General features: G+C 45.4%; 25 protein-coding genes. 11 read left to right on the forward strand and 14 right to left on the reverse strand.

All coding sequences use genetic code 11. From position 1 onward, the window contains the following. Positions 1-104 precede the first annotated feature (104 nt). From purB to rluE, 5 genes are read right to left on the reverse strand one after another with little or no spacing between them, the layout of a single operon-like run. Positions 105-1,475, reverse strand: coding sequence for an adenylosuccinate lyase (gene purB / locus ACJHX3_RS06105; RefSeq protein WP_000423742.1), 1,371 nt, complete (start codon positions 1,473-1,475; stop codon positions 105-107). Between the two features lie 3 nt (positions 1,476-1,478). Continuing rightward, positions 1,479-2,120, reverse strand: a complete 642-nt coding sequence (gene hflD / locus ACJHX3_RS06110; RefSeq protein ID WP_001297479.1) for a high frequency lysogenization protein HflD — start codon at positions 2,118-2,120, stop codon at positions 1,479-1,481. A gap of 35 nt (positions 2,121-2,155) precedes the next feature. Continuing rightward, a complete protein-coding gene (mnmA, locus tag ACJHX3_RS06115) occupies positions 2,156-3,262 on the reverse strand; it encodes a tRNA 2-thiouridine(34) synthase MnmA (RefSeq protein WP_024044254.1) in 1,107 nt (368 codons plus the stop codon). A 53-nt stretch (positions 3,263-3,315) separates the two neighbouring features. Then, positions 3,316-3,777, reverse strand: coding sequence for a phosphatase NudJ (gene nudJ, locus ACJHX3_RS06120; protein ID WP_000476093.1), 462 nt, complete (start codon positions 3,775-3,777; stop codon positions 3,316-3,318). 9 nt (positions 3,778-3,786) lie between these two features. Further along, entirely contained in the window at positions 3,787-4,440 is a 654-nt protein-coding gene (gene rluE, locus ACJHX3_RS06125) for a 23S rRNA pseudouridine(2457) synthase RluE (protein WP_001248703.1), read from the reverse strand. A gap of 171 nt (positions 4,441-4,611) precedes the next feature. Here rluE and icd point away from each other — a divergent pair, with 171 nt between their 5' ends. Further along, positions 4,612-5,862 (forward strand): NADP-dependent isocitrate dehydrogenase, encoded by a 1,251-nt coding sequence (gene icd, locus ACJHX3_RS06130; protein WP_094308544.1) that lies wholly within the window; start codon positions 4,612-4,614, stop codon positions 5,860-5,862. 102 nt (positions 5,863-5,964) lie between these two features. On the opposite strand, the gene ACJHX3_RS06135 is transcribed toward icd, so the two are convergent. The 6 genes from ACJHX3_RS06135 to bluF all read right to left on the reverse strand — a co-directional run bounded on the left by ACJHX3_RS06135 (position 5,965) and on the right by bluF (position 9,757). After that, on the reverse strand, positions 5,965-6,288 hold the full coding sequence (locus tag ACJHX3_RS06135; RefSeq protein ID WP_001469313.1) for an anti-adapter protein IraM: 324 nt from the start codon (positions 6,286-6,288) through the stop codon (positions 5,965-5,967). 252 nt (positions 6,289-6,540) lie between these two features. After that, positions 6,541-6,585, reverse strand: coding sequence for a protein YmgK (locus ACJHX3_RS06140; RefSeq protein ID WP_120795380.1), 45 nt, complete (start codon positions 6,583-6,585; stop codon positions 6,541-6,543). Between the two features lie 236 nt (positions 6,586-6,821). Continuing rightward, the gene (locus ACJHX3_RS06145) at positions 6,822-6,932 is read right to left on the reverse strand and encodes a hypothetical protein (RefSeq protein WP_019843048.1); all 111 of its coding nucleotides are present in this window, start codon (positions 6,930-6,932) and stop codon (positions 6,822-6,824) included. Between the two features lie 52 nt (positions 6,933-6,984). Beyond that, complete coding sequence (locus tag ACJHX3_RS06150) at positions 6,985-7,389, reverse strand: DUF1398 domain-containing protein (protein WP_000373096.1); 405 nt, start codon at positions 7,387-7,389, stop codon at positions 6,985-6,987. 220 nt (positions 7,390-7,609) lie between these two features. Next, entirely contained in the window at positions 7,610-8,341 is a 732-nt protein-coding gene (gene bluR / locus ACJHX3_RS06155) for a DNA-binding transcriptional repressor BluR (protein ID WP_000332298.1), read from the reverse strand. A 204-nt stretch (positions 8,342-8,545) separates the two neighbouring features. Continuing rightward, positions 8,546-9,757: a blue light-responsive regulator BluF gene (bluF, locus tag ACJHX3_RS06160; protein ID WP_094322055.1), complete on the reverse strand. Its 1,212-nt coding sequence runs from the start codon at positions 9,755-9,757 to the stop codon at positions 8,546-8,548. 313 nt (positions 9,758-10,070) lie between these two features. Here bluF and ycgZ point away from each other — a divergent pair, with 313 nt between their 5' ends. The 7 genes from ycgZ to ycgH all read left to right on the forward strand — a co-directional run bounded on the left by ycgZ (position 10,071) and on the right by ycgH (position 16,550). Then, positions 10,071-10,307, forward strand: coding sequence for a regulatory protein YcgZ (gene ycgZ / locus ACJHX3_RS06165; protein WP_000554146.1), 237 nt, complete (start codon positions 10,071-10,073; stop codon positions 10,305-10,307). Positions 10,308-10,349: 42 nt separating this feature from the next. Further along, entirely contained in the window at positions 10,350-10,622 is a 273-nt protein-coding gene (locus ACJHX3_RS06170) for a hypothetical protein (protein ID WP_000858017.1), read from the forward strand. Between the two features lie 28 nt (positions 10,623-10,650). Then, the gene (gene ariR, locus ACJHX3_RS06175; protein WP_000888777.1) at positions 10,651-10,917 is read left to right on the forward strand and encodes a biofilm/acid-resistance regulator AriR; all 267 of its coding nucleotides are present in this window, start codon (positions 10,651-10,653) and stop codon (positions 10,915-10,917) included. 112 nt (positions 10,918-11,029) lie between these two features. Beyond that, positions 11,030-11,278 (forward strand): protein YmgC, encoded by a 249-nt coding sequence (gene ymgC / locus ACJHX3_RS06180; RefSeq protein ID WP_001065758.1) that lies wholly within the window; start codon positions 11,030-11,032, stop codon positions 11,276-11,278. Between the two features lie 335 nt (positions 11,279-11,613). Further along, positions 11,614-13,137, forward strand: coding sequence for a cyclic diguanylate phosphodiesterase (locus ACJHX3_RS06185; protein ID WP_001246467.1), 1,524 nt, complete (start codon positions 11,614-11,616; stop codon positions 13,135-13,137). Between the two features lie 131 nt (positions 13,138-13,268). Further along, on the forward strand, positions 13,269-13,487 hold the full coding sequence (gene ymgF, locus ACJHX3_RS06190; protein ID WP_001306821.1) for a cell division-associated protein YmgF: 219 nt from the start codon (positions 13,269-13,271) through the stop codon (positions 13,485-13,487). A 399-nt stretch (positions 13,488-13,886) separates the two neighbouring features. Beyond that, complete coding sequence (gene ycgH, locus ACJHX3_RS06195; protein WP_001522908.1) at positions 13,887-16,550, forward strand: autotransporter YcgH; 2,664 nt, start codon at positions 13,887-13,889, stop codon at positions 16,548-16,550. Between the two features lie 55 nt (positions 16,551-16,605). On the opposite strand, the gene ACJHX3_RS06200 is transcribed toward ycgH, so the two are convergent. The 3 genes from ACJHX3_RS06200 to ACJHX3_RS06210 are packed head-to-tail and all read right to left on the reverse strand — an operon-like array spanning position 16,606 to position 17,464. Further along, positions 16,606-16,941, reverse strand: coding sequence for a YmgD family protein (locus ACJHX3_RS06200; protein ID WP_000979977.1), 336 nt, complete (start codon positions 16,939-16,941; stop codon positions 16,606-16,608). Between the two features lie 3 nt (positions 16,942-16,944). Continuing rightward, the gene (locus tag ACJHX3_RS06205; RefSeq protein WP_000726974.1) at positions 16,945-17,289 is read right to left on the reverse strand and encodes a YMGG-like glycine zipper-containing protein; all 345 of its coding nucleotides are present in this window, start codon (positions 17,287-17,289) and stop codon (positions 16,945-16,947) included. Position 17,290: 1 nt separating this feature from the next. Beyond that, a complete protein-coding gene (locus ACJHX3_RS06210) occupies positions 17,291-17,464 on the reverse strand; it encodes a hypothetical protein (protein ID WP_000120099.1) in 174 nt (57 codons plus the stop codon). A gap of 100 nt (positions 17,465-17,564) precedes the next feature. Between ACJHX3_RS06210 and ymgJ the strand changes: the two genes are divergently transcribed. From ymgJ to ypjA, 3 genes are read left to right on the forward strand one after another with little or no spacing between them, the layout of a single operon-like run. Further along, positions 17,565-17,750 (forward strand): protein YmgJ, encoded by a 186-nt coding sequence (gene ymgJ / locus ACJHX3_RS06215; protein ID WP_071556296.1) that lies wholly within the window; start codon positions 17,565-17,567, stop codon positions 17,748-17,750. After that, complete coding sequence (locus tag ACJHX3_RS06220) at positions 17,711-17,830, forward strand: hypothetical protein (RefSeq protein WP_001131445.1); 120 nt, start codon at positions 17,711-17,713, stop codon at positions 17,828-17,830. The genes ymgJ and ACJHX3_RS06220 overlap by 40 nt, the downstream gene beginning before the upstream one ends. A gap of 55 nt (positions 17,831-17,885) precedes the next feature. Next, positions 17,886-21,251, forward strand: coding sequence for an adhesin-like autotransporter YpjA/EhaD (gene ypjA / locus ACJHX3_RS06225; protein ID WP_167777578.1), 3,366 nt, complete (start codon positions 17,886-17,888; stop codon positions 21,249-21,251). Positions 21,252-21,313: the final 62 nt, after the last annotated feature.

Here is a 21,313-nt window from a genome sequence, read left to right on the forward strand (position 1 = left end):
CATTAAATAAACCAGCGGGGAGGGGAGGTAAAGTGAAAAAAGAAAAAGTGGATAATCTTAATAAGCAGGCCGGACAGCATCGCCATCCGGCACTGATTTGAGGCTTATTTCAGCTCATCAACCATCGTGATAGCTCGACCAATATAGTTAGCCGGCGTCATCGCTTTCAGGCGGGCTTTCTCTTCTTCTGGCAACGCCAGACCGTCGATAAACTGCTTCATGCCTTCGGCGTCAACGCGCTTACCGCGAGTCAGCTCTTTCAGCTTCTCGTACGGTTTTTCGATGCCATAGCGACGCATAACTGTCTGGATTGGTTCAGCCAGCACTTCCCAGTTGTGATCCAGTTCATCCAGCAGATGGTCACGGTTTACTTCCAGTTTGCTCACGCCTTTCAGGGTGGATTGATATGCAATCAGCGCATAACCTATACCCACGCCGAGGTTACGCAGCACGGTGGAGTCGGTCAGGTCACGCTGCCAGCGGGAAACCGGCAGTTTGCTTGCCAGATGCTGCAATACCGCGTTGGAAAGGCCCAGATTCCCTTCGGAGTTTTCGAAGTCGATCGGGTTAACTTTATGCGGCATGGTGGAAGAACCAATCTCACCAGCAATGGTTTTCTGTTTGAAGTGGTTAAGGGCGATATAACCCCAGACGTCACGGTCAAAGTCGATCAGAATGGTGTTGAAGCGCGCAACGCAATCAAACAGTTCGGCAATGTAGTCGTGCGGTTCAATCTGGGTAGTGTACGGGTTCCACTGAATACCCAGCGAGGTGACGAACTCTTCGCTGAACTGATGCCAGTCAACTTCCGGGTAAGCGGCGATGTGGGCGTTATAGTTACCGACCGCACCGTTGATTTTGCCGAGGATCTCCACCTGGTTAAGCTGGCGGTACTGGCGCTCCATACGGTAGGCGACGTTTGCCATCTCTTTACCGATGGTTGACGGCGTGGCTGGCTGACCGTGGGTACGAGACAGCAGCGGGATATCGCGGTACTGAACGGCGAGATCTTTAATGCCATCAATCAGTTGACGCCAGTACGGCAGGATCACTTCATCACGCGCGGTTTTCAGCATTAACGCGTGGGAGAGGTTATTGATATCTTCCGAAGTACAGGCAAAGTGGATGAATTCAGAAACCGCGTGCAGTTCCGGGATCTCCGCCACTTTTTCTTTCAGGAAATACTCAACCGCTTTAACGTCGTGGTTAGTGGTACGCTCGATGGTTTTGATGCGTGCTGCATCTTCTTCGCTGAAACTGGCGACAATTGCATCAAGGTAACCGATTGCGTCGGCAGCAAAAGCAGGAACTTCCTTGATCGCTGCGTGCGCGGCCAGTTTTTGCAGCCAACGTACTTCAACTTGTACACGGAATTTCAGCAAACCATATTCGCTGAAAATCCCGCGCAGCGCGCTGACTTTATCGCCGTAGCGTCCATCGACAGGGGAAACGGCGGTCAGTGAGGATAATTCCATAGATCACAACTCCGGGGTTAAATGAGCAAGAATTTGTTTTGCCTGAGTGGTCAGGCGATTACGAGAAAACATCAGTTGCAGACGTCCGCCGCCGACCTGGTGCCAGAGCACGGCAGCGCGAATGCCTGCCAGCAGGGTGGCGCGAACTTTCGCCTGCACCTGTGGGCTTTGCAGTACAGCAGGGGAACCAGTGACCTGAATGCGCGGGCCTAGCGGGCTGATAACATCAACATAGATGGCGGCCATCGCGCTCATCAGCGTTTCGGACTGTAAATCGAAGTGTTCGAGCTGGCGTTGCAGGCCGTTGATCCGGTTGCCCAGAGTGTCGAGCGCACCTTTCGCTGAGGAGAGTTTGCGCTCAAGCACCATCAGGCTGAGTGTGTAGCGGGTTAACTCCGCGTTTAAGCCCTGGCGACTGCTGGCATTGAGCACGCCGAGCAAGGTTTCCAGTCCGACGCGCAGGTTGGCTTCGCTGCCGCCAAAAACCGCCAGCGTCGAGCTGGGGTTCATATCAATAATACTGTTGAGTGAGACGTGTAGCGCATCGGCATCACAATGCCCCTGGTGAGCGAGTTGTTGCACCAGGCGTGCCGACTGACAAATACCGGCCAGGGCGAGGGTGATGTCATAGTAATTCTTTGCCACGTTCACTGCTTCCTTGTTTTAAGTAAAGATAATAATCAGACCGGCAGCGGCAGACGCTGCTCAATAATACCGCCTCCGAGGCACACCTCACCGTTATAGAAGACGGCAGACTGGCCCGGCGTCACGGCGGCAACCGGCTCATCGAAAGTCACTTCAATGCGATCATCGTCCAGCGCCTTGACGGTGCAGGGGATGTCGGTCTGGCGATAGCGGGTTTTTACCGTGCAACGCATAGTGCCGGTGAATGGTTCGCGATCGACCCAGTGCAGCTGCTGGGCAATCAGACCGACAGACATCAGACGCGGGTGTTCATGGCCCTGCGCAACAATCAGAATGTTGTTTTCGACGTCTTTATCGACCACATACCACGGTTCTTCGGTGCCTTCTTTCGTACCACCGATACCCAGACCTTTACGCTGACCGAGAGTGTGATACATCAGCCCCTGGTGCTCACCAATTTCATCGCCATCGACGGTAATGATTTTGCCCGGTTGCGCCGGGAGATAACGGCCCAGGAACTCGCGGAATTTACGTTCGCCAATGAAGCAAATGCCGGTAGAGTCTTTTTTCTTCGCGGTGACCAGACCAAGATCTTCAGCAATCTTACGCACCTGCGGTTTTTCCAGTTCGCCGACCGGGAACAGGCTTTGCGCAATCTGCTCATGGCTAAGCGTATAAAGGAAGTAGCTCTGGTCTTTATTGCTGTCCAGACCACGCAGCAGGCGGCTCTTGCCATCGACATCTGCCCGACGTACATAATGACCGGTAGCGATATAATCGGCACCTAAATCTTCGGCGGCAAATTCGAGGAAGGCTTTAAATTTGATCTCTTTGTTGCACAGAATATCCGGATTCGGCGTGCGACCGGCTTTATATTCGGCAAGGAACAGTTCGAAGACGTTGTCCCAGTACTCGGCAGCAAAGTTAACGGTGTGCAGTTCAATGCCGAGCTTGTCGCAGACAGCCTGGGCATCAGCCAGATCCGCTGCCGCTGTGCAATATTCCTCACCGTCGTCTTCTTCCCAGTTCTTCATAAACAGGCCTTCGACCTGATATCCCTGTTGTTGCAACAGCCAGGCAGAAACGGAGGAATCGACACCGCCGGACATGCCGACGATTACTTTTTTTGCGGTTTCAGACATTGGATCACTCACGACATTGAACTTCAAGGCGGCGTATTCTATCACGCAGCCTTTTAGATGACACCCTTTGTAAAAGGCCAGTTAAAATCGCCAATCATCTCTAGCGGATAGCGTTGTCCGCTTTGATAACAACGAATACTTTCCGCCACCAGTGGCGAACGAAGATTTGACGCCTGTAAAATTTCTTCGGCGCTAACCCAACGGCAGCAGTCGATATCGCTGTCATGAGGCTGGGTCGGGCATATTTGCTCAAGCTCAATGGCAAAGAGGAAACGCAAAAACGGCGTTTTATCTGGCGCAATCCACTGATGCATACGAATAAAGTGTTGCGGCTGCGCGCTGATGCCGGTTTCTTCCCACAGCTCACGGGCGGCGGCTTCCACTAAGGTTTCATCGGCTTCCAGATGCCCGGCAGGTTGGTTCCATAACGCTTTACCATTAATCGTCTCTTCAACGACTAAAAATTTGCCTTCTGCGTGCACCACGCAAGCAACGGTAACGTGCGGTTTAAACATTTTGCATCCTTAATCTGTCACTTCTCGCCATTCGCCATTGGCAAGATTATCCAAAGAGTAATCACCCATCGCATAGCGAATCAGTCGCAGCGTGGGGAAACCAACATGGGCGGTCATGCGGCGCACCTGGCGATTACGTCCTTCATATAAGGTGATCTTCAGCCAGCTGGTGGGAATACTTTTGCGTTCACGAATTGGTGGATTCCGCGGCCATAACCACGCGGGTTCGTCAACCAGCTCTACGCCTGCGGGCAGGGTAGGGCCATCATTTAAGGTTACGCCATTGCGCAAGGCTTCAAGTGCGTCTTGTGTGGGAATACCTTCCACCTGCACATAATAGATTTTTCCGGTGCGTTTACCCGGCTGGGTTAAACGCGCCTGCAACGCGCCGTTATTGGTCAGCACCAGTAACCCTTCGCTATCGCGGTCAAGACGACCTGCTGCATACACGCCCTGAACCGGGATGAATTCTTTTAATGTTTTGCGTCCGGCTTCATCGGTGAACTGCGGAAGAACATCGTAGGGTTTATTGAACAGGATCACACGCGTGGGCTGGTTTTCAGGTTTACGCCTGGTAGAACGTTGCGAGCTGAATCGCTTAACCTGGTGATTTCTAAAAGAAGTTTTTTGCATGGTATTTTCAGAGATTATGAATTGCCGCATTATAGCCTAATAACGCGCATCTTTCATGACGGCAAACAATAGGGTAGTATTGACAAGCCAATTACAAATCATTAACAAAAAATTGCTCTAAAGCATCCGTATCGCAGGACGCAAACGCATATGCAACGTGGTGGCAGACGAGCAAACCAGTAGCGCTCGAAGGAGAGGTGAATGGAAAGTAAAGTAGTTGTTCCGGCACAAGGCAAGAAGATCACCCTGCAAAACGGCAAACTCAACGTTCCTGAAAATCCGATTATCCCTTACATTGAAGGTGATGGAATCGGTGTAGATGTAACCCCAGCCATGCTGAAAGTGGTCGACGCTGCAGTCGAGAAAGCCTATAAAGGCGAGCGTAAAATCTCCTGGATGGAAATTTACACCGGTGAAAAATCCACACAGGTTTATGGTCAGGATGTCTGGCTGCCTGCTGAAACCCTTGATCTGATTCGTGAATATCGCGTTGCCATTAAAGGCCCTCTGACCACTCCGGTTGGTGGCGGTATTCGTTCTCTGAACGTTGCCCTGCGCCAGGAACTGGATCTCTACATCTGCCTGCGTCCGGTACGTTACTATCAGGGCACCCCAAGCCCGGTTAAACATCCTGAACTGACCGATATGGTTATCTTCCGTGAAAACTCGGAAGACATTTATGCGGGTATCGAATGGAAAGCTGACTCTGCCGACGCCGAGAAAGTGATTAAATTCCTGCGTGAAGAGATGTGCGTGAAGAAAATTCGCTTCCCGGAACATTGCGGTATCGGTATTAAGCCGTGTTCGGAAGAAGGCACCAAACGTCTGGTTCGTGCAGCGATCGAATACGCAATTGCTAACGATCGTGACTCTGTGACCCTGGTGCACAAAGGCAACATCATGAAGTTCACCGAAGGCGCGTTTAAAGACTGGGGCTACCAGCTGGCGCGTGAAGAGTTTGGCGGTGAACTGATCGACGGCGGCCCGTGGATGAAAGTTAAAAACCCGAATACCGGCAAAGAGATCGTCATTAAAGACGTGATTGCTGACGCATTCCTGCAACAGATCCTGCTGCGTCCGGCTGAATATGATGTTATCGCCTGTATGAACCTGAACGGTGACTACATTTCTGACGCTCTGGCTGCACAGGTCGGCGGTATCGGTATCGCCCCAGGCGCAAACATCGGTGACGAATGCGCCCTGTTTGAAGCCACCCACGGTACTGCGCCGAAATATGCCGGTCAGGACAAAGTAAACCCAGGCTCTATTATTCTCTCCGCTGAGATGATGTTACGCCATATGGGCTGGACTGAAGCCGCAGACTTGATTGTTAAAGGTATGGAAGGCGCAATCAATGCGAAGACCGTAACCTATGATTTCGAACGTCTGATGGAAGGTGCTAAACTGCTGAAATGCAGCGAGTTTGGTGATGCGATCATCAAGAACATGTAATTACTACATGTGTTAAATATTGTAACGGGCGTATAACACGCCCGTTGTTTTATTTATGTGGATATTATTAATATCATGTCGAGAATATTTATATGAAGGCCATTACTTGAGTCCATATGGGCATATTTTTATAATACAACTATTATGTAAACATTTATTTGTTATTTCGCTTTCTCCTGGAGGACACTCTTGACTGCTTTTGAGTAAACTCCATAAATTCTTGTTGAATGGTGCAATGTTATAAATAGTAATAGGATATTCTTTATCCTCAAGGATAATACCAGGCTTAACCGGTGTAAATATACTTCCAGGAGGAAGAAATATAGTAGATTGATACCAGATGATCATTTTCATATCACCCCATATGGCTGAAAAAGATATGCCGCATGTAGGTTGAATTACCGTGTCAATTACTACCCACTTCATTTGTTATGTCTTATCCCACGGTATTTAATATAGTTCATTTGGATGTTCATTTCTTTATTTTGCATATGAGTATATTACCCTTCAAAAAAATAAATTAATTAAAACGATTGCTTATATAAAACAAAATTTAAAGCAAGTAATCTCAATAGAGATTAAACAAAATGAGATTTAGTGAAAACATTAAATCATTCACTTCGTTTTAGATTTGTTTAGTTAAAATGTTATACATTCAAATGACTGAACATCCTGTAATTAAAACATAGCCTTTATGCTACTTTGCGCTAATTTGCTAAACATTATGATTGGCCTTTTTATATAACGATAATGATGAATATAAGCATGACATGAGAATAAGGTTTCAATTTTTGAGTTATATAGGAATGATTTAACCTGTTCCTGGCTAAAATACATATAACCGGATGATGACTAAACCAAAACACATGTGCGTTAAGTATTGAAACGGACGTATGGCACGCCCGTTGTTTTTATAAATATGTTAACCGTTATAAAATAACGTATAGAAAGTCAAGTAATCACATTTCAAATATCAATTTGATAGTATTGATCTGGTGATTATTTATGGGTGGCAATAAAAAGATAGTATTACTCATCCATATGAATAGTCTCTGCACTTTTATTTCCATTATGCTAATGCCTTACTGAATTATGAAGTATTTTTTAAGCATCCAACTTTAGCTAGATTAATGGTTTATTATTTTCTACATCTTCAATATATAAAAGCGTATTATCAATGGCGTAGTAACTGCGTTTGTTATGATTAACATCAGTAACCCACCGGAAAACGCCCGCGTCTGCCAGTGTTGAACAGTATTCCCGAAATGTTGATTTTCCGCAAATATGAAGCAATGCGGCCTCTTTTATTTTAGCAGGGTTCTTGGTCGTACTAACTTTTAACAGGTTCCTGGTTCCTCTTAATAACAAAACCGTGTCATCGTGAGTAATAATTCTGATGTTATCCGTAGCCAGATAATAAATGTAATGTGCAATACGGTGATGTTTTAATTCTGAATAAAACCAGGAGAAGTTTTGCTCTTTTCTCACTTGCTCAAACATCTTTTGAAAAACAACAACCTGATCCATCAGGATAATAACCTCTTGTTAGTTGTGAGACTGCGTAGTGTGCACGATCGGTTTTACCACTTCAATCTGGTCTGTCCTTTGGCTGTGATATGTACAAAGTGTGAAAGGGGGATTACCTGAATTCTCCCGGTGAGCATTTTGCAACGGACCAGCTCCGGTACAAACGCTGTTGTGGGTTCAGATTATAAGATTCTGTCTAAGGGGCGGGATAAAGGTGAAATTAGGGGGCATGAAAGATGACTTTATAACCTTGCTCACCCCAGTGTTGTAAAAGTTCGTTTTGCCTTCTCGTTGGTGCCATGCCTGTCCAGACAATCAATGTTTGCGTTGGGAACAGTTCCGGGCGCGGCGCTTCAATGGGATCAGCAAGAACAGAAATGTGCCATCCTGACAATGATAAACGCCATGCTTCCAGCCACAATCGTGCTCTCTCTTCAACATTCCACGCCATCAGAATGGCTTCTTTACCGGGCTTACGGCGCATTTCGAAAAGCGAGGCTGCTGCGTATTCAATTAATGCGCCGTCAAACATACTGCTCATAATGCGGGAGGTGTTGTGATCAAGCACGAGACGCTGACGAACAGGAAGGTAAACATGATTAATCAATTGATCTACCGGGTACTCTCGACCCAGTGAAATAATTCTCGCGCGTAGTTTGGCAGGATTAGCCATACGAAGAATTGACATCATCTCTTCTTGCAGGCGGCTCCAGTCATCTTCCGTATCCTGGCTGGTGGTTTCCAGTAATGCTTTAACTTTGCCTACAGGGACGCCATTACTTATCCAACGCTTGATCTCTTCGATGCGTTGTATGTCTTCTTCATCAAAGAGTCGGTGTCCGCCTTCACTGCGCTGTGGTTTTAACAAACCGTAGCGGCGTTGCCAGGCCCGGAGAGTGACAGGATTAATCCCGCAACGTTCAGCAACATCACCAATGCTGTAATAAGCCACAATTCCTCCTTGCGGTCATAAATCTCCGTCGCCTGTACACGACCCAATAATACTTTGTACAATATACGCTAAAATTGTACAAAGTATAAATAAGATTTCAGCTAAATTGGATGAAACATTATTTTTAATGTGGATTAAATTAAAACATAACGTATTCATTTTCACGATAATTTCTAGAAAACATGCAAAATAATGTGCTGAAAATTATTTTTTCTCCGGCCACGCAACTGAAGGGATACCATTCAATTTAGCTTTTGCAAACAGATCTCCCTGAAACATCTCAATTCCTGCAGATTCAAGCCACATCCACTCTTCTGGTGTTGCCACGCCCATAGCAGAGACTTGAATTTCAAGTGATGTACAGCATTTCATGATCGCCTGAATAATTGCCTGTCGTGGTCCGCTTTTATGAACATTGGTAATCAATTCCTGACTGATTTTAATTCTGTCAGGCTGGAAGCGTGACAGGAGTAACAAACCAGCAAAACCTGCGCCAAAATGATCAATTGCTACACTGATACCGGCAGCCTTTAGCGATTTAACCGCTTCGGCAAACTCATCAAACCGAGATATGACTTCACTTTCAGTAAATTCAACGATGATTTGTTCAGGCACCAGACCATTGGCCTTTATTTCATCAAGTAAAAAAGAGACTGCGTCAGGCTCGTTAACCAGGGTCATAGGTAATAGATTGATTGATATCATTTTATCACCGAGCTCAAGTGCGTGTGCCATCGCGAATGCAAGCGCCTTACTTTTGAGATCCGCTTTGTAGATTTCCCCGTCTTTACGCTGCCCAACCGCTATAGCTGATGGGCTATCTTCATTTTTTTGCACAATGGCTTCAAAAGCGATTATCCGCCGCGATAAGGGATCGACAATAGGATGAAAGGCAAAGTGGTCGTTTATAGTTGGTGAAAGGGTACAGGAATCAAGTTCTTTATCAGATCCGTCAGCGATAAAAAGCCAGGAGTCTTCGGCAGGGATCTCGAAATAGGTTGCTTGTTCGGTTGCAAGGACAAAAGTACGAAAAAATTGTAGCGCTCTGTCATCATAAGTTAGCTGAAATTTTGATGTGCCTTTGTCGAATACGGCCTGTAAAACGTCATCTCGCTCGTGCAGGCGCAAATCAAATAATTCCATTCCCGCTTTGCCAAAACGGCGAGCAGGCGCGTAATCGCACATCAGCTCAACAATATTATAGTGCCGTGGATCCTGGCATATAGCCCGATATATCATTTTAACCTGTTCTTCCGGACCTTCCAGAAGCTGGAAAAAATGAGAACCATTAAACAGTAAGATCCCTGTTACGTCAGACTGAATGTTCCTGCGATTTGCTATCGAAACCATTTCTTCGATTTTTTTGACAGGTTCGTCGTCACGTATATGGCTACGATAAATAAGGGTGGTAAGCATTAACTGTCCAGGGTAATGGGAGAGGCGAGAGTAAGACGGTAACAGACATATCTTCCGGTGTCTTTCTTTTAATACCAAAACATAACTGTTTCTTTACATTGATAAAAAATGGAAAAAGTTGAAGATGAGTTAGCGAAAATTCTTGTATAGGTTGTCATTTAAATGATGCAATATTTTTTATCATAAGCTGTTGTTTTATATGTATTAGCACTAAATGCAAAAAATTAATTTATCATTCTGTACACATATTTCGTACAAGTTTGCTATTGTTACCTCACTTAACATTGATTAACATTTTTAACAGAGGCGTAGCATGCATCAAAATTCAGTGACTTTAGATTCTGCGGGAGCAATCACTCGTTACTTTGCAAAAGCTAACTTGCCTACTCAGCAGGAAACTCTCGGGGAAATTGTGACTGAGATTTTGAAAGATGGACGTAATCTGAGTCGAAAGTCGCTTTGTGCCAAACTTCTATGCCGACTGGAACAAGCGACAGGGGAAGAGGAACAGAAACATTATAATGCACTAATTGGGTTGCTTTTTGAATAATGCAACAGCCTGATTATTTAACAGGTTAGCTATGAAGTCGTTATGAAGACATCTGATAATGAAAGTACAAAATATGAAATTACTGGCCAGGCGGTGCTCCATATACTGCGCATGAAGATAAATTTTTCGTTGCAGACTCTTATTAAGCAATTACTCGTAATGAAATCGGCTGAGGAAAATGCTTTCCGACGAGATTTAATTGACAGCATAATTCGTGATTTTAGCAACAGTGATACAGGAGAGCCAAACAGAAGAACAGCGATAGCTGACAATAAAAGTATGTTCAATGGTAAGAAAATAAACAGAATACATTAAAATTTCATAAGTAAGATGAGAGGTTACCATGCTTGAAGATACTACAATTCATAATGCAATAACTGATAAAGCGTTATCAAGCTACTTTCGCAGTTCGGGTAATTTGTTAGAAGAAGAGTCAGCTGTGTTAGGGCAGGCTGTGACCAATTTAATGCTTTCAGGCGATAATGTTAATAATAAAAATATTATCTTAAGTCTGATACACTCCCTGGAAACAACAAATGATATCCTCAAAGCTGATGTGATCAGAAAAACACTGGAAATCGTGTTGCGATACACAGCGGATGATATGTGACTTTTAATTATTAAGTATAAGTTTATAGAAAACTCATTCATCTTATTTTTGTCTGTCGCTTTAGACTATACACAGCATAATTTTATTGGGTTAATATTTCTACGAGGCTGACATGAATAATTCAATCCCAGAGAGATTTATTTTGCAATGTGCGTTGTTTAAAAATCTCGAGAGGGAGGTGTTCATGACGCATGGATATGTTGATAGTCATATTATTGATCAGGCTTTACGCTTGCGTTTAAAAGATGAAACTAGTGTGATTCTTTCTGATCTCTATCTGCAAATCTTGCAGTACATTGAAATGCATAAGACTACACTAACGGATATCATTATTAATGACAGGGAATCCGTGCTCTCTTAGAACTTGTGTAAGTTTTCAGAATACAGATCTGATGTATCACCATGTTGGTGCAAAGTGAGCATTTCAGGCGTTATGCTTTCTTAATATATCCACAATATCAGGGAGCAAACAAGAATGGAGAGCACTCGTTTTCCATTCTTGACGCCTGATATCCCGCCTAATTTGTTTAATTCTGCCTACATTATGCTCAATAATTAATAGGTTAGATGAAGATGGAGAAAATTTTATCTTGGGCGTGGATATTTGTGATGCTCTCTACCATGCTCTCTGTAGACGCCAGCGCGAGCGAATGAATGTCATTTTTATGTATTAAACCCTTTGGCGGGGACAAGTGAATGCGCAATACACTCATACCCATCCTCATTGCGATATGCTTGTTTATAACCGGTGTCGCTATTTTGAACATCCAGCTCTGGTATTCCGCAAAAGCAGAGTACCTGGCGGGAGCGAGATATGCCGCCAACAATATCAATCATATACTTGAAGAAGCGTCACAGGCGACTCAAACGGCGGTTAACATTGCCGGGAAGGAATGCGACCTCGAGGAGCAATATAAGCTTGGCACTGAAGCAGCTCTGAAACCTCACCTGCGCACAATCATCATTCTCAAACAGGGAACGGTCTGGTGTACATCCTTACCGGGGAATCGGGTCTTGCTGTCTCGTATTCCTGTTTTCCCGGACAGTAATTTACTGCTGGCTCCGGCAATCGACACCGTTAATAGATTACCTATCCTGCTCTATCAGAGCCAATTTGCAGATACGCGCATTTTGGTTACGATAAGTGATCAGCATATTCGCGGGGCGCTTAATGTACCCTTGAAAGGGGTAAGGTATGTATTACGCGTGGCAGATGACATTATTGGACCTACGGGTGATGTGATGACGCTTAATGGACACTATCCCTATACCGAGAAGGTTCACTCCACAAAATATCATTTCACTATTATCTTTAACCCGCCGCCACTCTTTAGCTTCTATAGACTTATCGATAAAGGCTTTGGGATTTTGATATTTATTCTGTTAATCGCCTGCGCCGCTGCCTTCCTGCTTGATAGGTATTTCAATAAAAGCGCAACGCCTGAAGAGATCCTGCGACGGGCTATAAATAATGGGGAGATCGTCCCATTTTACCAACCTGTGGTAAATGGTCGGGAAGGGACATTGCGGGGAGTTGAGGTGTTAGCCCGCTGGAAACAACCTCACGGTGGATATATATCACCCGCGGCATTTATTCCACTTGCTGAAAAATCCGGATTAATCGTTCCGCTTACGCAAAGCCTGATGAATCAGGTTGCCAGACAGATGAACGCTATCGCGAGTAAACTGCCGGAAGGTTTTCATATTGGGATTAATTTTAGCGCCTCGCATATTATTTCGCCGACATTTGTCGACGAGTGCTTAAATTACCGTGACAGTTTTACCCGTCGCGATTTAAACCTCGTTCTGGAAGTTACCGAGCGTGAGCCATTAAATGTTGATGAAAGTCTGGTTCAGCGGTTGAACATTCTGCATGAAAATGGTTTTGTCATCGCGCTGGATGATTTCGGTACTGGCTACTCAGGGCTTTCTTATCTGCATGACCTGCATATTGATTATATCAAAATTGATCACAGTTTCGTTGGCCGCGTAAACGCAGACCCAGAATCAACTCGGATTCTGGATTGTGTATTGGATCTGGCGCGTAAACTTTCGATCAGTATCGTCGCTGAAGGTGTCGAAACGAAAGAACAACTTGACTATCTGAATCAAAATAATATCACATTTCAACAGGGTTATTATTTCTATAAACCGGTAACATACATCGACCTGGTCAAAATTATCCTTTCTAAACCGAAGGTGAAGGTTGTGGTTGAGTGAAAATCGATCAGTAAGGCCATAGTGCGGTGTAATTATAGACAGCTAATTAGCTCGTTGCCTCTTGTTACTATTGTTCATTATTTTGTTTGCTATAATTGTTTGAAAGTTTTGACAGGATTGCCATTAGTAGCATGAACAATAGTAATAATCTGGATTATTTCACTCTCTATATCATCTTTTCCATTGCATTTATGCTGATCACTCTCCTGGTCATCCTTATTGCAAAACCCAGTACCGGGCTGGGAGAAGTGCTTGTGACGATAAATTTGCTTAATGCCCTTGTTTGGCTGGCGATCAATCTGATTAATCGATTAAGGGAAAGACTCGTCAGCCACAGGGATCAGCAATAATCTTTCAGTTTCTCACTGTCAGTATGCGGCTGAATGGGGTGCTGACAGTGAACGCCTGGATCATTTAAGGAAAGGAATTATTGCGCAAATAGTTGTCAACCCTGGTGTTATCACAGTTGGTTTTATATATCATCGAAATAATTTCTATGGCAACTATTAATAATTTTGATGTCGAAGAGTTATTTGTTAAACAAAATCGTCACCCCAAAGTGATCAATGTCATGAAAATAAGGTGAAAAATGATAATGCCGCCTTATTTATCATTTATATATTGTCGCTGTTTATCTATTTAAATTTTTTGTGCTTTTGTTTTTGTCTTTACCCTCCGTTTTGGTAATCTGAACTCATAGGTTATTTGACCAGGAATGTTTGTTAATCCAATGAATGGATGGTTAATCTATGAAACTGAAAAAACTCCCCGGGTTTAGTTTAGGACTTATTGCTTTGGCGGTGGGTAATGCATATGCAACACAATTGTTGGATGATTATAGTATACTTTCCTATATAACTGATGAAGAATCGCCGATTGAAATCAAAGATAATAATTCGATAAGTAATGGAGAGTATCTAACCACTAAAGACGAAAGCCATGCTGTGAAAGTGGATGACGGTGTAACTGGATATATAAATAATGCCAGTGTGATGACTAGTGGTGATGGATCTTATGGTATTTCTGTTGATAGTCATAACAAAGTATTATATATAAGCGATAGCGATATTAAGACCTCTGGAAGCGTATCTGACAAAGGAAATAACCAAGATGTTAATGGAGGGATAACAGCCAGCGCAGTAGTCAGTGAATTTGGTGGCACCATCGTTATGAATGGTGATAATTCAGTCGAGACGAGGGGGGCATATTCAGCGGGACTTTTAAGTCAGGTTAATGATTCTGGGATTGTGGAAAATAACACCCGTCTTGAAACCACAGATAAAACGAACATTGTTACCTATGGGGAAAATGCAGTAGGTGTTCTTGCATGTTCAAGTCCTGGAGAGTCTCGAACATGTGTCGATGCTGTAGATGATGAAGTTAGTGATTCTAACAGTTACGAAGTTATTAGCCGTGCTGATTTAAAAATGAATGGTGGTTCCATAACAACTAATGGCACTAATAGCTATGGTGCTTATGCTAATGGGGAAAAAGCATATATTAATTTAGATTATGTGGCACTTGAAACCGGGGAGCATGGAAGTTATGCAGTTGCTATTCGACAAGGTAACATTGATATAAAAAATAGTTCTATTACAACAAAAGGCACTAAAGCCCCCATTGCAAAAATATACAATGGTGGAGAGTTATTTTTTTCCAATGTCACCGCGGTATCAGAACAAGATAAAGGAATATCAATTGATGCATCAAATATCGATTCTCAAGCCAAAATAGCACTATCAAGTGTCGAACTTTCAAGTGCTTTGGATAGTATTGATGTTAACAAAACTACAACGGATGTAAGCATCCTTAATCGAAGTATTATCACGCCTGGTAATAATATTCTGGTTAATAATACTGGAGGTGGCTTAAACATAATTTCGTCCGACTCTACTCTAAATGGAGCGACTAAACTCGTTAGCGGCACAACTACACTGAAGCTTTCAGAAAACACAATCTGGAATATGAAAGATGACTCCGTTGTTACCCATCTGACTAATTCAGACAGTATTATCAATCTTTCGTATGATGATGGTCAAACATTTACCCAGGGAAAAACGTTAACCGTAAAAGGTAATTATGTCGGTAATAATGGTCAGCTTAATATCCGCACCGTATTAGGTGATGATAAATCGGCTACTGACAGACTTATTGTTGAGGGTAATACTTCGGGTTCAACTACCGTCTATGTGAAAAATGCTGGAGGAAGCGGCGCGGCCACGCTAAATGGGATCGAACTCATAACTGTGAATGGCGATGAATCTCCAGCAGATGCCTTCAGACAAGGTGATGCAAGGATTGCAGCTGGAGCTTTCGAATATCAACTAAAACAACAAGGCAAAAACTGGTATTTGACAAGTTATCAGTCAGTGAATGAGGAGGATAACAGCTCAGAGGGAAATTCAGAATCAACAGAAACGCCTACCCCCGTTCTGCGCCCCGAAGCTGGAAGTTACGTCGCCAACCTGGCAGCCGCTAACACTCTTTTTGTTATGCGTCTGAACGATCGTGCAGGTGAAACGCGCTACATCGATCCTGTAACTGAACAGGAGCGTTCAAGCCGACTTTGGCTACGTCAAATTGGCGGGCATAATGCCTGGCGTGACAGCAACGGACAGTTGAGAACGACCTCGCATCGCTACGTCTCGCAGTTAGGGGCGGATCTGTTAACCGGTGGTTTTACCGACAGTGACAGTTGGCGTTTGGGAGTGATGGCTGGTTATGCCCGCGACTACAACTCAACTCATTCCAGCGTGTCGGATTATCGTTCGAAAGGGAGTGTCAGAGGCTATAGCGCAGGGCTGTATGCCACCTGGTTTGCCGATGACATCAGTAAAAAAGGCGCATACATTGACGCCTGGGCGCAATATAGCTGGTTTAAAAACTCGGTGAAAGGAGATGAATTAGCCTATGAATCCTATAGCGCGAAAGGTGCAACCGTCTCGCTGGAAGCGGGTTACGGTTTTGCCCTGAATAAATCCTTTGGTCTGGAAGCGGCGAAATATACGTGGATCTTCCAGCCACAGGCACAGGCTATCTGGATGGGCGTCGATCATAATGCGCACACGGAAGCCAATGGCTCACGTATTGAGAATGACGCAAATAACAACATCCAGACCCGACTTGGTTTCCGCTCCTTTATTCGTACTCAGGAGAAAAACAGCGGTCCGCACGGTGACGACTTTGAACCTTTTGTTGAAATGAACTGGATCCATAACAGTAAAGATTTTGCTGTCTCAATGAACGGTGTGAAAGTCGAACAAGACGGGGCGCGTAATCTGGGGGAAATTAAACTTGGCGTAAATGGCAATCTGAATCCGGCGGCCAGCGTCTGGGGTAATGTGGGCGTGCAGCTGGGTGATAATGGCTACAATGACACCGCAGTGATGGTGGGCCTGAAATATAAGTTCTGATCCCCGTTAGCTAAAATACCGCGTCGAATTCATCGACGCGGTAACATATTAAATATTATTTTTTGCCGATAGCACGCATGGTGTCATCAATTGCCGTGATCAACAGCATTTGCGGGTCTTTAGCGCAAACCTGATTCAGTTTTTCTACCACTTTGGCGCTCAGTTCCGGAGATTGCTCAATTTTTAAATCACGGCTGGCAACGCTGGCATTACCCATTACCGCAACAATTTCTGCAACCTGTGCGCTGTCAGTTTTTGCCATTTCGTTGGCTTCTGCGCAAGTAATATAGGTTTCTGACGGCAAACCGTTTTTAATATTGTAGTCCTGCGCCCAGGTCATTGGTGCGAAAACAAACAGACCCGCCAGTAAAGCAAATTTTTTCATCATCATTCCTTATTTCATTTTACCCAGAATTGCACCACCCGTACCGCCAATCACGGCACCTTTAATCGCCCCTTCGAGGCCATTGCCGGTCAGAACGCCAGTGACAGCACCAACGGCGGCACCCACTTTTGCACCTTTACGCGCATTTTTACCGTCGCGGCCTTTTTCTGTTACTGCACCAACACCAGCGCCAACAGCTGCACCTTTCAGTACGCCATTAACACCATTGCCAGTAAGTAAACCAACGCCTGCGCCTAGCAATGCACCTTTCGTGGTGCGATTCATATCCGCCATCGCTGGCGTGGAGCAGAACAATGCTGAGATAAGCCCGAAGGCAAGTATTTTTTTCTTCAACTTAGATGTCCGGTATTAAGTAAGTTGCACACACAATAATTTCGTCTTCAATTAAGATCTGCTTAACTAAAGAACGCTCGCTATTATTCAGATAATTCAAAATGAGCGTGACTGTGATGATAGGAATTATGTTTTTTACGGGAATGAGAATAATCTCAAATGAGAAATAACTCATTGATTGACAATATTTTTATTCAAGAAGTGTTATTGACTGTTAATACAATGTTGTAAAGGTAAGATAATCTGATTTATCAATATTATTGTGTGATTTTTATGTGAGCAGAAGATATTCATCAGCAACGATTACATTAGTCATTTTATTTTGCCGACGGCCTCATTGTCGAAAAATAAGCGTACGACAGTATTATCAGAAAAGAGTGATTTTTTATCCAACTACACTTCAGCGCACTGCGTTTAAAAAGTGCCTCTTTCTTATGCGGGATATCATCATTTCATCATGATGTCTTTGATGAGCGGTGAACACAATACACCTGCGCTGTCTCTTCAGGATGAATCCCCTGGTCTGGTGCCTGCGGGCTGATGTTGCAGCAGAGCTTAGGTCACTTAGACGCTACTCAGTATTCATTTTTCAGAGGATGAAATTTAGGAACAGAACCAGTCGCTATTATTTTCACCGCTCAGTACTTTCCTTATTGATAGCTGCCATGATATATGCCCCTCCCGGGATGACGGCTTTCACTTCTAATGTTATTGGTGTTGTAAATGATGAGACTGTAGACGGCAGCCAAAGAGTAGATGAACGAGGTACAACAAATAATGCTCATATCATCAATCACGGCAATCAGGAGGTATATGGCGGGATTTCTAATGGAAGTGTTATTGATACTGGTGGACATCAAGAGGTATCTGGTCATGGCTCTTATCAGGGGCAGGCTAATAATACAGTCATTAACGGTGGCAGCCAGACAATTAGTGAGGGAGGAATTTCTACAGGGACGATAATTAACGATAAAGGAACAATGTCAGTTTTAACGAATGCTAAAGCTGATGCGACCCGAATAGATAACGGCGGGGCCATGGATGTTGCCGGGAACGCGACTAATACCATCATTAATGGTGGTACACAGAATATTTATAATCATGGTATTGCTACGGGAACTAATATCAACAGTGGCACGCAAAATATCAAGAGCGGCGGGAAAGCTGACACAACAAATATCTCTTCCGGGAGCAAGCAGGTTGTTGAGAAAGGAGGTACGGCAACTGGCAGCAATATTCGCGCCGGAGGCACGCTGATTGTCGATACCGGCGGTATCGCACATGGGGTTTACCTGGACACGGGGAGCGCTTTAGTTGCCAATACGGGCGCGGGGACTGATATTGATGGATACCAGAGGTCATCTCACTTCACTATTACCGGAGGCAGGGCTGAGCATGTTGTGCTGGAAAATACCGGCCAACTGACGGTCGTAGCTCAAACCTCGGCGGTAGATACCATCGTTGATGCTGGCGGTAAGCTGATTGTCCACGAGGAGGCCGTAGCATATACCACCAGACTTAACAATGGCGGCATACTCGATGTGCGGGAGAAAGGCAGCGCAACGGGGATACAGCAGAGTAGTCAGGGCGCGTTGGTTGCAACCACCAGGGCGACGCGGGTCACAGGGACACGCGCTGATGGCGTCGCGTTCAGCATCGAGCAGGGTGCGGCGAACAATATCCTGCTGACAAATGGCGGCGTGTTAACCGTGGAGTCAGACACCACTTCCGCCAAAACACAGGTCAATGCGGGCGGTCGGGAGATCGTCAAAACAAAAGCCACTGCGACAGGCACGACGCTCACTGGCGGTGAACAAATCGTCGAGGGTGTGGCAAATGAGACAACAATTAACGACGGCGGAATACAAACAGTTTCAGCTAACGGAGAGGCAATAAAAACAACGATCAATGAAGGCGGAACGCTGACAGTCAACGATAATGGCAAAGCGACAGATATCGTCCAGAACAGCGGTGCCGCTCTCCAGACGAGCACGGCTAACGGTATTGAAATCAGCGGTACGCACCAGTACGGCACCTTTTCCATTGCCAGCAATTTAGCGACCAATATGTTGCTGGAAAATGGCGGTAATTTATTGGTATTAGCAGGTACCGAAGCCCGTGACTCCACGGTTGACAAGGGTGGTGCAATGCAAAACCTGGGTCAGGACTCCGCCACAAAGGTTAACTCTGGTGGGCAATATACCCTTGGGCGGTCAAAAGATGAGTTTCAGGCTCTGGCCCGGGCAGAAGATCTACAGGTCTCTGGTGGGACGGCAATCGTCTACGCAGGTACGTTGGCGAATGCATCGGTCAGTGGCGCGACAGGAAGCCTGTCGTTAATGACGCCACGGGATAATGTTACGCCAGTTAAACTTGAAGGGGTGGTCCGGATTACCGATAGCGCGACATTAACTATCGGAAATGGCGTCGATACGACGCTTGCCGACCTGACGGCTGCCAGCCGGGGCAGTGTCTGGCTTAACAGCAATAATTCCTGTGCAGGCACCAGCAACTGCGAATATAGAGTAAACAGTTTGCTACTCAACGACGGTGATGTTTATTTATCAGCGCCTGCCACAACTAACGGTATCTACAATACGCTGACCACCAGTGAACTTTCCGGCAGCGGTAATTTCTACCTGCATACCAACGTTGCAGGCTCCCGGGGCGATCAACTGATCGTCAACAACAACGCCACTGGTAATTTTAAAATCTTTGTTCAGGATACCGGCGTCAGCCCTCAGTCTGACGATGCGATGACGCTGGTGAAAACAGGGGGAGGGGATGCGTCGTTTACGCTGGGCAATACCGGCGGTTTCGTTGATCTTGGGACCTATGAGTATGTCCTGAAAAGCGACGGCAACAGCAACTGGAACCTGACTAATAATGTCAACCCAAATCCAAATCCGAACCCGAACCCAAATCCGAACCCAAATCCGAACCCAAATCCAAATCCAAATCCGAACCCAAATCCAAATCCAAATCCAAATCCAAATCCAAATCCAGACCCGACTCCCGAGCCAACGCCGACACCCGTTCCGGAGAAACGCATCACGCCTTCTACGGCTGCCGTACTCAATATGGCAGCAACATTACCGTTGGTCTTTGATGCTGAGCTAAACAGTATTCGCGAGCGGTTGAACATAATGAAAGCGAGTCCACACAACAATAATGTCTGGGGGGCGACGTATAACACCCGTAATAATGTCACCACCGATGCGGGGGCTGGGTTTGAGCAGACGCTGACCGGAATGACAGTGGGGATCGACAGTCGTAATGATATTCCTGAGGGGATTGCGACGCTGGGCGCTTTTATGGGTTATTCCCATTCACATATCGGTTTTGATCGTGGAGGACATGGCAGTGTGGGCAGTTATTCTCTGGGGGGCTATGCCAGCTGGGAACATGAAAGTGGTTTCTATCTGGACGGTATCGTGAAGCTGAACCGCTTTGAAAGTAACGTAGCCGGTAAAATGAGCAGCGGTGGAGCCGCCAACGGCAGTTATCATAGCAACGGGCTGGGGGGGCACATTGAAACCGGGATGCGATTTACCGATGGTAACTGGAACCTGACGCCGTATGCATCGTTAACGGGGTTCACCGCTGATAACCCCGAATATCATTTATCCAATGGCATGGAATCGAAATCAGTCGATACCCGCAGTATATATCGTGAACTGGGCGCAACGCTGAGTTACAACATGCGTCTGGGGAACGGCATGGAAGTTGAGCCGTGGCTGAAGGCGGCTGTGCGCAAAGAATTTGTCGATGATAACCGGGTGAAAGTGAATAATGACGGTAATTTTGTCAATGATTTGTCGGGCAGACGTGGAATATATCAGGCAGGTATTAAAGCCTCATTCAGCAGTTCGTTAAGCGGGCATCTCGGGGTGGGGTATAGCCATGGTGCCGGTGTGGAATCCCCGTGGAACGCGGTGGCTGGTGCGAACTGGTCGTTCTGACCATCAACGATTAAACTGCGCTTCGGCGCAGTTTTCGTTTACAGGGTGTTAAAAGGAAAAAT

Source organism: Escherichia sp. WS1265, assembly GCF_046487585.1.
Classification (GTDB): Bacteria; Pseudomonadota; Gammaproteobacteria; order Enterobacterales; family Enterobacteriaceae; genus Escherichia; species Escherichia coli.